12 protein-coding genes are annotated in these 12980 nt (G+C 65.9%); 7 read left to right on the forward strand and 5 right to left on the reverse strand.

Features of this window, described 5'->3' with window-relative positions; translation table 11 throughout:
• Window positions 1-156: 156 nt before the first annotated feature.
• The gene (locus CXX84_RS07600) at window positions 157-633 is read left to right on the forward strand and encodes a sensor histidine kinase (RefSeq protein WP_102976091.1); all 477 of its coding nucleotides are present in this window, start codon (window positions 157-159) and stop codon (window positions 631-633) included.
• A 43-nt stretch (window positions 634-676) separates the two neighbouring features.
• Here CXX84_RS07600 and CXX84_RS07605 read toward each other — a convergent pair whose 3' ends face one another.
• Window positions 677-1288, reverse strand: coding sequence for an NADPH-dependent FMN reductase (locus tag CXX84_RS07605; RefSeq protein WP_102976092.1), 612 nt, complete (start codon window positions 1286-1288; stop codon window positions 677-679).
• A gap of 214 nt (window positions 1289-1502) precedes the next feature.
• Between CXX84_RS07605 and CXX84_RS19105 the strand changes: the two genes are divergently transcribed.
• From CXX84_RS19105 to CXX84_RS07615, 3 genes are all read left to right on the forward strand, one after another.
• Entirely contained in the window at window positions 1503-1658 is a 156-nt protein-coding gene (locus CXX84_RS19105) for a hypothetical protein (protein WP_189337529.1), read from the forward strand.
• A 175-nt stretch (window positions 1659-1833) separates the two neighbouring features.
• Window positions 1834-4491, forward strand: a complete 2658-nt coding sequence (locus CXX84_RS07610) for a Tat pathway signal sequence domain protein (RefSeq protein ID WP_102976093.1) — start codon at window positions 1834-1836, stop codon at window positions 4489-4491.
• A 198-nt stretch (window positions 4492-4689) separates the two neighbouring features.
• Window positions 4690-5658, forward strand: coding sequence for an SRPBCC family protein (locus CXX84_RS07615; RefSeq protein ID WP_102976094.1), 969 nt, complete (start codon window positions 4690-4692; stop codon window positions 5656-5658).
• Between the two features lie 130 nt (window positions 5659-5788).
• Here the strand turns inward: CXX84_RS07615 and CXX84_RS07620 are convergent, their stop codons facing one another.
• The gene (locus CXX84_RS07620) at window positions 5789-7786 is read right to left on the reverse strand and encodes a rhamnogalacturonan lyase (protein ID WP_102976095.1); all 1998 of its coding nucleotides are present in this window, start codon (window positions 7784-7786) and stop codon (window positions 5789-5791) included.
• A 333-nt stretch (window positions 7787-8119) separates the two neighbouring features.
• On the opposite strand from CXX84_RS07620, the gene CXX84_RS07625 reads away from it, so the two are divergent.
• A complete protein-coding gene (locus CXX84_RS07625) occupies window positions 8120-8458 on the forward strand; it encodes a hypothetical protein (protein ID WP_102976096.1) in 339 nt (112 codons plus the stop codon).
• A gap of 111 nt (window positions 8459-8569) precedes the next feature.
• On the opposite strand, the gene CXX84_RS07630 is transcribed toward CXX84_RS07625, so the two are convergent.
• Window positions 8570-9505, reverse strand: a complete 936-nt coding sequence (locus tag CXX84_RS07630; protein ID WP_102976097.1) for a threonine/serine dehydratase — start codon at window positions 9503-9505, stop codon at window positions 8570-8572.
• A gap of 7 nt (window positions 9506-9512) precedes the next feature.
• Window positions 9513-9773: a hypothetical protein gene (locus CXX84_RS07635; protein WP_102976098.1), complete on the reverse strand. Its 261-nt coding sequence runs from the start codon at window positions 9771-9773 to the stop codon at window positions 9513-9515.
• A gap of 237 nt (window positions 9774-10010) precedes the next feature.
• Here CXX84_RS07635 and CXX84_RS07640 point away from each other — a divergent pair, with 237 nt between their 5' ends.
• Window positions 10011-10616, forward strand: coding sequence for a dTMP kinase (locus CXX84_RS07640; protein ID WP_102976099.1), 606 nt, complete (start codon window positions 10011-10013; stop codon window positions 10614-10616).
• Window positions 10617-10699: 83 nt separating this feature from the next.
• Here CXX84_RS07640 and CXX84_RS07645 read toward each other — a convergent pair whose 3' ends face one another.
• Window positions 10700-11527 carry a hypothetical protein gene (locus CXX84_RS07645; protein WP_223253016.1) on the reverse strand — a complete coding sequence of 276 codons (828 nt, stop codon included), beginning with the start codon at window positions 11525-11527 and terminating at the stop codon, window positions 10700-10702.
• A 276-nt stretch (window positions 11528-11803) separates the two neighbouring features.
• On the opposite strand from CXX84_RS07645, the gene CXX84_RS07650 reads away from it, so the two are divergent.
• Window positions 11804-12973 (forward strand): N-acetylglucosamine-6-phosphate deacetylase, encoded by a 1170-nt coding sequence (locus CXX84_RS07650; protein ID WP_411266202.1) that lies wholly within the window; start codon window positions 11804-11806, stop codon window positions 12971-12973.
• Window positions 12974-12980: the final 7 nt, after the last annotated feature.

Here is a 12980-nt window from a genome sequence, read left to right on the forward strand (position 1 = left end):
AGGCCCCGGCAGAAGCACGGCCGGGGCCTTTCCGCTGCAGCCACGCAGCCGCCCCGCGAAGTATTGATGTGATCTTGCGGTAAACCTTGCTGCCCTTTGACGTTGCCGCGCCACCCTGAAGTCATGGATCAACCAGCCTGTGGGGAGCGGGACGTTATGGACAACAAGACAGCGTTTGACGAAGAAGTCACAACAGTGGGAGGCGTGATCACCGATCAGCATCCGCTCGACTTCCACACATTGGGGCTGGCGGGCTGCATCGACCGGCTCACGGCGCCCCTCCGCCACCGGGGGACGGCAGTGAGCTGGGATACCCCGCACTGGGGCATCGAGATTCCTGCGGACTGCGCTTCCCTGCTGTACCAATCGGCGCGTGAGGCCCTCAGCAACGCCTACAAATACTCGGAGGCGTCCCATCTCACCGTCCAGCTTGCCGCGGTGGACCACGGGATCCGCCTGGTGGTGTCCGACGACGGCAAGGGCTTTGACAGCCGGCTGGCCACCTGCGGGCGCCACCACGGTTATGGCCTTCGGCTCATGTCGGAGGCCGTCCACGGCGCCGGCGGCACCCTGGACATCTGCTCCTCCCCCGGTCAGGGCAGCAGCGTGACGGTAACACTCCCGCTGGACTAAGCCCGGATGCCCGCCGTGACGGGACGGCAGGCATCCGTGAGCCTTAACGCGTCAGCTTGGCAGTATCAGGCTCAAGGTCGCCGATATGGCCCGGCGCATTGGCGGCCAGGACCCGCTGGACGAAGGCGCAGTACTCGTCCATGTAATGGCGCAGGAACTTGGCGGTTCCCTCGTCCTTCACCTGGCCATCCTCGCCGAAGACGGCGGCGTCGTAGTGGATGTACGCCTCAGGGGCGTTCAGCTGCGGGGCGTCAAGGAAGCTCAGGACGCTCCGCATGGAGGACTGCATTACCGCCGTACCGATGCTGCCGGGCGAGGCCCCGATAATCCCTGTGGGTTTGCGGGCGAAGGAGTTCGATCCCCAGGGCCGGGAACCCCAGTCGATGGCATTCTTGAGCGCACCCGGGATGGACCGGTTGTACTCCGGGGAGACGAACAGGATCCCGTCGGCCGCCTCGATGGCCTCCTTGAGGGCGCGGCCCTCCGGCGGAAAGTCGGCGTCGTAGTCGTAGCTGTAGAGGGGAAGGTCCCGGATGGGGATTTCGAAGAACTCGAGGTCCTCCGGAGCAAGTTTGATCAACGCGTTGGCGAGGACCCTGTTGATTGAGCCGCTGGCGAGGCTCCCCACGAAGTAGCCGATTCTGTACGGTGCCATGAGTGTTCCTTCCTATAGCCGGCCCGCGCCGGCGGGCCAAGGTTCCGGAAATAATGCCGCCCGTTGGTTGAGCGGCAGGTGGTGCCCACTGCATCCACCAGTCCAACACAGAAGCCCGTGCCCGGCCAGAGGGTGCTGCCGCGCCTTGACAGCCTCCGCCAAGGAGAGCTCAATGATGGTTAGCACAGTCCCCGCCGGGTCCCCAGGAGCAGCCATGACAGACAATCCATCGAAGGACGACGATCGGGTCCACCCGGAATCCCCTGCTGAGGGAGATCCGGACGCGGATCCGACAGACATCAGGGTCCACCCCCAGGAGCCGGCCGAGGGCGCCGACCCTGATGGACCGGGCGCGGACAAGAACCAGTAACGGCGCCGCGTTCCCCACGCTCCTACCAATCGCGGCCCTTCCGCACCTCCGGATCCCGGGCGCCCCTTGCATGCCTGCCGTCGTGAGCACTAGGTTTTAATCCGCAACAAGAAAGCGCTTTCCCGCAGCAGAAGCGGCACCAAAGGCGTACCGGACACCAGCGGAATTGGATCACATGACGGACAACACCCTCATCAGGTGGATCGACGGCGGCGCACCTTCGGAGATCAGCGGCGGAACCACGTGGGGCATGCCCTTTGCGCGGGGCTCCGTGGCCGCGGCCAGCTCCCTCTCAGTGACGGACGCCGGCGGCGCCTTCGTCGCGTCCCAGGCCTGGCCGCTGGCCACCTGGCCGGACGGTTCCCTGAAATGGGCCGGCCTTGCACTTCCCGCCACCAGCTCGCCTTCGGAGGCGTACCACGTAGGGTCCGACGGCGGCACCCCACCACAGGCCGGCGGGGAACCAGCGGCGGGCGGCGGCAGTCTCACCGTGACGGAAACCGCGGACACCCTTACCGTGGACACCGGAAACCTGCACATGGTCCTGAACCGCACCGGGTCCACCCTGTTCAGCAGCCTTGTCCGTGGCGGGACCGAGGTGGCCAGGGATGCGCGCCTGGTCAGCCTCCTGCAGGACGGCATCGCCGACGACAAGGACGGCGGCGCTGGAAGCCTAAAGCGGGACGCCTTCACGGGCGAGGTCACCGCCGTCGTGCTTGAACACAGCGGACCCGTCCGGGCCGTGGTGCGGCTGGAGGGACAGCACCGGCCGGATGCCCCGGACAGCGGCCACGACAGCTGGCTCCCGTTCGTGGTCCGCTTCTACTTCCACGCCAACGCCCGCAGCGTGCGCATGGTGCATTCCTTCATTTGGGACGGCGACGCGGACCGTGACTTCCTGGCGGGCCTCGGCGTCCGCTTCACCGTGCCGCTGCGGGCGGAGCTGCACAACCGGCACGTCCGCATTGCCGGGGCTGACGGCGGTTTCCTTACCGAGGGGGTCCGCGGACTGACGGGCCTGCGAAGGGACCCCGGCGAGGAAATCAGGCGGGCACAAGTGGAAGGGCGCCCTACTCCACCCCTGGCCGGATGGAACCCTGAGGTGTCCGAACGGCTGCACCTCATCCCGGCATGGAATGACTACACACTGAGCCAGCTCACTGCCGACGGTTTTGAACTGCGCAAGCGCACTGCACCCGGCCATGCGTGGGTGGGCATTTCCGGCGGAACCAGGTCTGCCGGGTTCTGCTCCCTCACCGATACCCTCGGCGGCTTCGGCGTGGGCATCAAGGACTTCTGGCAGTCCCACCCCGGCCAGCTGGACATCCGCAACGCCGCCACGGACGAGGCATCCCTCACCGCATGGCTGTACTCCCCGGAAGCCCAACCCATGGACCTGCGCTTCTATCACGACGGCCTGGGCCAGGACACGTTTGAGGAACAGCTCGAAGGACTCGAGGTCACCTATGAGGACTACGAGCCGGGATTCGGAAACGCCCGGGGAATTGCCCGCACACATGAGTTAACTCTTTTCGCCTACGAGAGCACCCCTGCAACGGAAAGCCTGGCTGCGGATGCTGCCTCGGCCTCAACCCCCGCCCTGCTCCAGGCCACCCCCGAATACCTGCACTCTGTGGGCGTTTTCGGTAACTGGGACCCCGTGGACCGGAGCACTCCCGCGCGCGCAGAGCTGGAGGACCACCTGGACTTCCTCTTCGATTTCTATGCGGGCCAGGTGGAGCAGCGGCGCTGGTACGGCTTCTGGAACTACGGCGACGTCATGCATACCTACGACCACGACCGGCATGTGTGGCGTTATGACGTGGGCGGCTACGCCTGGGACAACTCCGAACTCTCCCCCGACCTCTGGCTCTGGTACTCCTACCTGCGCTCCGGCCGGGCAGACATTTTCCGCTTTGCCGAGGCCATGACCCGGCACACCGGCGAAGTGGACGTCTACCACTTGGGACCATGGAAGGGACTGGGTTCGCGGCACAACGTCCAGCACTGGGGCTGCAGCGCCAAGCAGCTCCGCATCAGCACTCCTGCCTACCGCCGCTTTTACTACTACCTCACCGCCGACGAGCGCACAGGAGACCTGCTGACCGAGCTGGTGGACAGCGACCAGAACTTCCTGGGCCTCGATCCTGTCCGCAAAGTCCGCCCCGACGCCGACACCTACCGGCCGAACCGGGAGGCCCTTGGCGTGGGACTCGGCACGGACTGGGGTTCGCTGGCCGCCACCTGGCTCACCGACTGGGAGCGGACCGGCAACCCCCGCTCGCGGGACCGGCTCCTGGGCACCATGGCGGACATCGGCGCCCTCAAGTACGGCTTCCTGACGGGTGAGGCACTCTACGACCTGGACAAGGGCCGGTTCGACACAGGCCGTGAGCTGATCCAGGTGTCCCACCTCAGCGCCGTGTTCGGCCTGGTGGAAATCTGCAGCGAACTGGTGGACCTGGTCGGGGATCCGGAGTTCGAACGGGCCTGGCTTCAGTACTGCCGGTTGTTCCTGGCCGGCAAGGAGGAACAGGTGGAGGCAGTGGGCCAGCCGCTCGAGGGCATCTACCTCACGCAGGCGCACAGCCGGCTCACAGCCTATGCCGCGGCCAGGCTGAACGATCCGGACCTGGCCGCCCGCGCCTGGGCCAGCTTTGCGGAAGGCGGCGAGCACCTCAACCACGAGTCGGCCTTCACACTGCGGCGGATCGAGCCGCCGCACGTGCTGCTGCCGGTGGATGAGGCGCCTACCGTTTCCACCAACGACGCATCACAGTTCGGGCTCGCCGTCATCCAGAACCTGGCGCTGATTGGCCACCACCTGCCGTAGTTGTGCGGACCCGCGACGGCGGTACCCCCACCCGTCGCATCCGCGGCGGGTTAGGGGGTGCTGGGGTTGAAGCCGCAGGCCAGATGCCGCCACTGTTGCGCCTGCTCTGGAAACCGGACCGTTCAAAAGGTATGTTGGTAAGCATGCTGATGATTTTTCCTACTCATCAGTTTCCGGTTACACAGCGAAGGAGACGTTATGAGCACGAAGGTGGAAAAACGCATTCTGGTGAACGTACCGGTGAGCACCGCTTACAACCAGTGGACCCAGTTCGAGGAGTTCCCGCACTTCATGGGCGGCGTCAAGAGCGTTACGCAGCTCAGCGATGACAGGCTGGAATGGGTGGCCGAGATCGGCGGCGTCCGCCGGCAGTGGGAAGCCCGGATCCTTGAGCAGATCCCCGACCGGAAGGTCGCATGGGCAGCAACGGAAGGCGCCACCAACGCCGGCGCAATCGAGTTCGAGGACATCGGCGGCGGCCAGACGTCCCTGCAGCTGACGCTTGAGTACGAGCCCGAAGGCATTATCGAGAAGGTGGGCGACAAGCTCAACGTGGTGGACCGCCAGGCCGAGGCAGACCTGAAGCGGTTCAAGGAATTCATTGAGGACGAGGGCTATGCAAGCGGAGCCTGGCGTGGCAGCGTCAGCTCCGGAGCACCCGCAGGCACGCCCGGCGTCGAGGACGCAGCAGGATCGCGTGGCGACTCGGGCAAGGCCGGCGTCTCCGGCAAGGTGGCTGCAGGCCTGGGCGTAGCCGCGGCGGCGGGTGCAGCTGCGGCAATGGCGGCCGGCGGCAACAAGGGCGAAACTGCGGCCGCGGACGAGACCGTGACTCCCGTGGCTCCAGGCGAGCCGGCCACCGTCACGCCCATCACGACGGACACCACCACAGACGCCACGGCCGGGGGTATGACGACGGGCACCACCGGTGCGGGTGCTGCCACGGCAGGCACGACGGCCGGTACGGGATCCGCCGGTTCCCTCGGGGACCTGGGCGACGACAGGATCGGGCACCCGTTTGACCAGACGAACGGCCTGGTGGATACGACGGGCGAGTCCGACGAGACGCTCGAGGGAGAGAACCTGAGCGCCGCTGAGCGTGAGGGCGGTGACCGCCGGACCGACGGCGGCCTGCCGCCCGTCGGCGGAAACCTGGGCCAGCACTGACGGGACAACCCGTCGCGCGGTGTACTCCAGCTGACCGCTGAGGGGAGCCCCGCCGTCGGACGTTTCTAACGGCACAGCAAAGCGCCGCCCACCTCCTTCCGGAGGTGGGCGGCGCTTCGTTGTGCCGGCGCTACTTGTCCGTGCCGGCGTACTTCACGGACGGCGCAGCGGGGGTTTCCATGCCTTCACCGAGGAAGAAGCCCGGGTGCGGCGGCTGGTTGTAGGCCACATTTTCGCGGGCCACGGCGGTCCGGTAGACGGTGTCATGCATCAGGGTGCGGAGCCGGACCTCGGTGGGTGAGGTGCTGGTATAGATCCGCAGTTCGGTGCTGTCCGACGACGGGAAGGCCAGTTCCTCGCGCCAGTCACCCAGCAGGTCCGCCTGCAAGGACGGGTTGCCCTTGGTGTGGTTGTTGGTGCGGGCCCCGGTGATGGTCATCAGCCTGTCGCTGGACTCCGTTTCCCAGTTCCACTTCGAAATGGTGGGCACGCCCACGCCTGCCGCAGCATCGAAGTCGTGGTCCACAATCTCACGCAGCAGGTCCCCGTCCCACCAGGCCAGGAAGTTGGCCGCCGGGATCTTCTCGGCGATCAGCTCGCCCTTGGCGGACATCAGCTGGCCGCGCGGAGAATTCCACGAAGCGTCACCGCCAACAGCCCAGCCTTCAGCGCCGGCGTAGCGGGGGTCGATGTCCCCCGCGGCACCGCGGCCGGTGTCACGCAATGCCGGGATACTCCAGATGACCTCGCCTGTGGCGGCGTCGCGGAAGGTGGCACCGCGGTTGCCACTCTGGCTCATGCTCTCGTGCACCGCGAAAACTTCCAGGCCCGGACGGGACGGATCGAAATCGCTGGTGTGGATGGCGTCGCCGTGGCCCAGCTTGGTGTTGTACAGGGCCTTGCCGTCGTCGTCGATGGTCATGGAACCAAAGACGAACTCGTCCTTGCCGTCCTGGTCCACGTCCGCCACCGAAAGGTTGTGGTTGCCCTGGCCCTTGTACTCAGCCCCGGAAACGTCCGAGTCAAAGGTCCAGCGCTTCACCAGCTTGCCGTCCACCAGGTCATAGGTGACCAGGACGGCGCGGGTGTAGTAGCCGCGGCTGAACATCATGGACGGCTTCTCGCCGTCCAGGTACGCCACGCCGGCCAGGAAGCGGTCCACGCGGTTGCCGTACCCGTCACCCCAGGAGCTGACGTTGCCGCGCGGCGGATCGTAAGGCACCGTGTCCATGATGGTGCCGGTGGCGCCGTTGAACACCGTAAGGAATTCCGGCCCGGACAACACGTAGCCGCCGCTATTGCGGTAGTCCGCGGCGGGGTCGCCGATCACGGTTCCGGCCCCGTCCTTGGTGCCGTCCGCCGTCTTCATGGACACTTCAGCCTTGCCGTCACCGTCAAAATCGTAAGCAAGCATCTGGGTGTAGTGGGCGCCTGCGCGGATGTTGTGGCCCAGGTCGATACGCCACAGCTTGGTGCCGTCCATCTTGTAGGCGTCCACATAGACGTTTCCGGTGAAGCCGGATTTGGAGTTGTCCTGGGCGTTGGAGGGGTTCCAGAGCTGGATGATCTCGTAACTGCCGTCGCCATCCAGGTCAGCCACGGTGGCGTCGTTGGCGGTGTAGGTGTACGGCTTTCCATCCTTGCTAACGCCGTCGGCCGGCTTGTCCAGCTTGATGGACAGGAAGTTCTGCGCAAGCGGGGTGAATTCGGCGCTGAGCTTGTCCTGGCCGTTGCCGTTGCCCACGGTCTTGATGACGTACCTGGACGTTGCGGTTCCGGCCGGGTCAACATAGGTGGTGGTGTTGCGGATGGGCTCTTCGGTGAGCTGGACGCCGTCGCGGATGACGTGAAAGCCAATGCTGTCCTTGTCCAGGCCCAGCATGCGCCAGCCCAGCGTGACGCCCTGGTCCGTCAGCACCGCCACAGGCGCACGATCCAGGTTTTCCACCTGGCGCTTGAGCTCCGCCTTCCCGGACTGGCCGGGTGCAGTGCCGGGATTGGCGTGAGCCAGCGGTATGCCGGTAAACACTAGCGCTGCAGCAGTAAGTGACGCCGCGGCGGCGCGAGGGGCTGCCTTCCAGGCGCGGCCAGGCCGGAACGACGGGGAACATTTCGAGGGATAAGCCAAAAGAACATCTCCTTTGATGCGGCGGCAGCTGAGTCTGCCGCGCGACAGGTTGGAACGTTTCACTCGCCGGCCTCTCATCCCCTTCAAAGGAAGGGGTGTTGGGGGCGTTCGAGAAGGAAAGCGTTTTCTGCCCTTAAGGTGTATCAGCGGTTGACAAGGCCGGTCAAGGGCTTGACGATTATCAATGGGAGAAATTGTTAGTTTCTGTCGTGCACCAGATCCGTCGCCGCTGTACTGTACAGCAGCGGCGCAGATGCCCGTGGGAGGCCCGGCACGGCATGGGCGCCCCCGTTCTGCTTACAATCGAAACCTCAATCAACTACTGAGGGACCGATGAAGAAACTCGCCACAGCCCTGATCGCCGCCGGACTCGTTGCCTCCGCAACGGCCTGCACCGCCTCGAACCAGCTCACCACCGCGGAAACCTGCGAGCGGATCCAGTCCGTTGTATCGAATCCGGCCAACAACGCGGGCAAGACCGGCATGAACCGGCTGGCCAACCAGATCCGGCCGATCCACTCAGTCGCTTCTGATGACCTGAAGGGCGCCCTCGGGGCAATCATCGAGTACACGGATGAGCAGGCAAAGGAGACGCCTGACGAGGACAAGCTCGCCGAGCTGCAGCAAGACTACGAGGAAGCCGGCAACACGTACAGCCAGTACTGCACCTAAGGCCAGTCAGAGCCGGCAATCCCCCCATGATGCGGCACCCTCGGGTGTCTTGCCGGCCCGCGAAGGGGTGAGCCGGGATTTGGGTGCCCCCTCAGCAAGCTGCCGTTGTGGTCATGCCAGCGTTGCCGGGTCCGTGTTGGCTCCGCAGAGGATCACGGCGGTCCGTTCGCCCAGTCCCGGCAGGTAGGCGCCTGATGTGAGTGCGGCGTAGGCGGCCGCAGCACCATGTTCCACGATGATGCGGTAATCCTCCCACAGCCTCAAACGGGCCTCCACGATGTCCGGGTCGCACACCAGGATGCTTTCGACGCCGGCCCGGACCGCAACAGAAAAACCAATGTCGCCGATGCGGCGGGCGCCAAGCGAGTCCGCCGCAATTCCCGCTACCGGCACGTCGACCGGCTCTCCGGCAGCCAGGGCAGCGTTCAGCGTTGGTGCCGTCTCCGGTTCCACGGCCACCACCCTTGCCCTGCCTTCCACGGCCGCTGCGATTCCGGCCATCAGGCCGCCGCCGCCCACGGCAACGAGTACGGTGTCCACCCCGCCTACCTGGTCCAGCAACTCCAGTCCTGCAGTTCCGGCGCCGGCGGCGATTTCAGGCTGGTCATAGGCGTGGCAGTACACCGCGCCGGTTTCCCCGGCATACCGGATGGCCGCCTGGTACGCCTCCGCGTATTCGGTGCCGCCCTGCACCACGGTGGCCCCTACGGCTTTCAGCTTGCGGACTTTCACCGCCGGAGCGGCTGCGGGCACAAACACCGTTGCGGGGACGCCAAGCTGCGCGGCAGCGTACGCGTTCGCCAGCCCGGCATTTCCTCCGGAGGCGACGACGACGCCAACGTCCGGCTTCAGCTCACCACGTTCCTTGGCGGCGAGAACCCTGTTGAGTGCACCACGTGCCTTGAACGTCCCCGTGTGCTGCATGAATTCGCACTTGAACCAGACGGGGCCGGGCAAGGCACAGGGGTCAGCTTCCAGCACAGGCGTCAACCGGGTGAGGCCAGCAGTCCTTTGTGCCGCCTGCTCCACGTCCGCGCGGGTGATCATTGCTGCGTCAGACCTCGTCGTCCCACGTTCCCGGTTCCTGCAGCGCGTCCTCGGGCTTGTCCTCCCGGGGCGGCTCGCCGCTGCCCGAGTAAGACGCAGGAACGGTGCCTGCGGCGTGGGCCTGCTGCTCCTCACGGATGTTGCCCGCACCGGGCAGTTCAGGATGCTGGCCGCTCTGCGGGGCCTGCGTAGGCTCCTTGGCCTCGTCCGGGTCACCCGGGCCGCGAAGGTCGGCGGCGTTCTGCGGCTCGTCGTTGCTAGCAGTCATGGTTCTGCCTTTCGCTGGGGAACTGCGGTGTTCGGCCGGGACATGTTCCCGCACCGCTCTCCAGCCTACGGGCTGGGCTCATCGCGCCGTAGGAACCGGTAGCCTTGGGCCTTCCGTGGATCCGGAGCAGGCATCAGGCACTCCAGTCCTGTGAAAGGGCCGCGAACCTGTGAATCACCAGGCAGCCGGGATGTTCCCGGCACGCCCGGCGTTAAACCCATGGCGAAAGGAGGCCACGTGATCATTGTCCTGTCCGGAATCGACGGTTCCGGAAAGTCTACGGCCGCCCGCGCCCTGGTCTCCGCCATCAAGGCCGACGGTGGTGCCGCCCTGCTGCTGAACAACCACGCGGGCAGGCGCAGCATGTCGGTTCTGGCCGCCAGGCTGGGAGTCCGGCTGCCTGACAGGGCTTCCGATGCCATCGAAACGACGTTCCGCGTGTGGAACGTCCTGGTGAACCATGGCCGGGCCAGCCGGTTTACCGGCCTTGTAGTCATGGACCGGCACCTGTACTGCCAGTTGGCGCTCCGCTCAACCAAAGGGCTGCCGCGCGGGCGCCTGCTCCCGTGGCTCCTTGGCGTCCTGCCGGCTCCGGATGCCGTTGTGCATCTGGAGGTGGACCCTGAGGTTGCATACCGGCGCATCATGGCCCGCGGCGCCGACGTGGAGACAGTGGAGGACTTGACTGCCTTCGATCGCGGGTACAGGCAACTGCCTGGATATGGCACCTTCGTGAAGATCGACGCCTCGATCCCCGCCCCGGAGCTGGCACAGACCCTGGCCGGGCTGGTGCAGGAGCTTGCCGCACCAGAGACTAACGGACGGCAGCCGGTTCCCGGCTGACTTGGCGCCGGGCCGGGAGATAAAGAAGCCAAGGGCGGACCCAATGGTCCGCCCGTTGCCCTGCAGAGCTGCAGGCTTAGCCGCTATGGGGTTGGTGACGGCGAGGCCGTCTCCGTTTCTTCCGTCTCGGTTTCCGTGGCGGAAGGTGAAGCTGAACCGCTCGGCGAGGACGTGCTGGTGGAACCGGACGTGCTGGTGGACGTCGGGCTGGAAGTGCCGCTGCCGCCGTCGGCCTTCTCCAGCACCTCATTGATCAGGTCCTCGAGCTCCTTCTGGTCCGCGTCACCCAGATCGGCGCCGCTCTTGGTGGCAACCACCAGCAGCCGGCCTTCAGCGGCGGAGACCTGCATCAGCTTCTGCTGGTTTTCGCCGCTGCGGGAGCTCAGGGTGGCGAAGGTCTGCTCTGCGTTCGTGTCCGCCTGGACTTCCTCGCTGGTCACTTCATAGGTCTGGCCCAGCGCTTCCACGGAGAAGGTGGCGCACTGGTCCATCTTGCCGCTGATCTCGTCCAGGACCTCCACAGCGTCCGGCCCCTCGCTGCCTGACTGTGCGGACAGGGTGCGCGGCTGGTCACCCTCAGAGAGGGCCACGGCGATCTCGCCGCTTTCCACGGTATCCAGCAGGCCCGCGGTGGCGATGTCCTTGCAGTCTTCGGGGTCCACGGTAGCGGTGCTCAGGAGCAGGTTGGCGATGTTGCCGCCCTGGTCCACCTGCTCCTTGGAGTAGAGCTTCAGCTCGTTGCCGTCCTCGTCCGTCATGCCGGAGATCAGGTCACGGAGCTCATCCTCGCTGTAAACCTTCGCTTCGGCTGTTGCGGAGGCGGAGGCCGTGGCTGTTTCCGAGGCCGAGGGGCTGGCAGCTCCACCGCCTCCACCCGTGCAGCCGGCCAGTGCAATCATGGCTGCTGTCATCAATCCAAGCGCAGGTACTTTTCGCATCAGATACAACCCCTTTTGAGATAGGAAGCTTGCTTAGTGTTTCCAGCCTAAGGGGTTTTAAGCGGAGTGTGAAATATCGTCACGGTAACTTTTGCGCCCGCCGGTAACCGGTCGAAGCAGCCTCAATGCCTGTGGAATAATCCGAAACGCGTACCGGCAAACGAGCCGGCGTACAGGAATTCAATCAGCGGAAGACGGGTATCAGTGGACAAAGCCCTTGTGCTTCGCGGCCGCCTCGTCTCCGCCACCATGGATATAGCGGATGGGCTCCTGGCGGTCGACGACGGATGGATCACCTACGCCGGGCCGGCGTCGGAATTCCGCGGTGAAGCAAGCCCCGCGCGCGAAGAACCTGGCCGCATCATCCTGCCCGGACTGGTGGACCTGCACTGTCACGGGGCGTTGGGCACCGACTTCGGCGAGGGCTCCGCTGACGGTGCGCGCTCAGCGGCCCGCTACCTGCACAGTCGTGGAACCACCACACTGCTGGCGAGCCTGGTGACACGGCCGCCTGGGCTCTTGGTCCGCAGCCTCGCCGTCCTGCGGACGCTGGCGGATGAGGGATTGGTTGCCGGGTCCCATCTGGAGGGCCCCTTCCTCTCTCCCCGGCAATGCGGAGCCCATGATCCGGCGTTGCTGCTCGAACCGGACGCTCGCCTGATGGCAACCTTGCTCAACGCTGCGGGTCATTCCCTGGTTTCCATGACGCTGGCTGCCGAGCTTCCCGGTGCTGCCGAACTGGTGGATGTCCTCGCTGTCCGGGGGGTTATTCCGTCACTGGGCCATACCGCCGCAGACCACCGCACGGCAGCCGCCTTCCTGCACCAGGCCTCGGTGGGACTTGCGCAACCTGCGAATCACACGGGAAGGGTCCGCCCCACCGTCACGCACCTCTTCAACGCGATGCCCACCCTGCATCACCGCGACCCGGGCCCCGTCTCCGCCAGCCTCGGCGCGGCCCATGCCGGCAATGCCGTGGTGGAGCTGATCGCGGACGGAGTCCACCTGGCCCCGGAGACAGTCAAGATGGTGTTCGAGCTGGTGGGAGCAGACAATATCGCCCTGGTGACGGACTCAATGGCCGCGACGGGCCTGCACGACGGCGAGTACCGGTTGGGCACATCGGCTGTCACCGTTGACCACGGTGTTGCGCGCGTGGACAGCACCGGCGCGATCGCCGGCGGCACCGCGACGCTTCTCGACGTGGTGCGATCGACGGTGGCGGCAGGTGTCCCGCTCCAGGAGGCCACGACGGCGGCAAGTGCAGTCCCAGCGTCCGTCCTGGGCCTGTCCGGGCAGGCAGGCGACCTGCGTGCCGGCATGCCTGCCGATGTCGTGCTCGTTGACCGGGACCTGAACCTTGCGGGCGTGCTGCGGCGGGGTGAGTGGGTCTCACCACTCGCTGATTCCCGACCCTAAAATGTCG

It is taken from the genome of Arthrobacter sp. AFG7.2 (assembly GCF_002892835.1).
Taxonomy (GTDB): domain Bacteria; phylum Actinomycetota; class Actinomycetes; order Actinomycetales; family Micrococcaceae; genus Arthrobacter.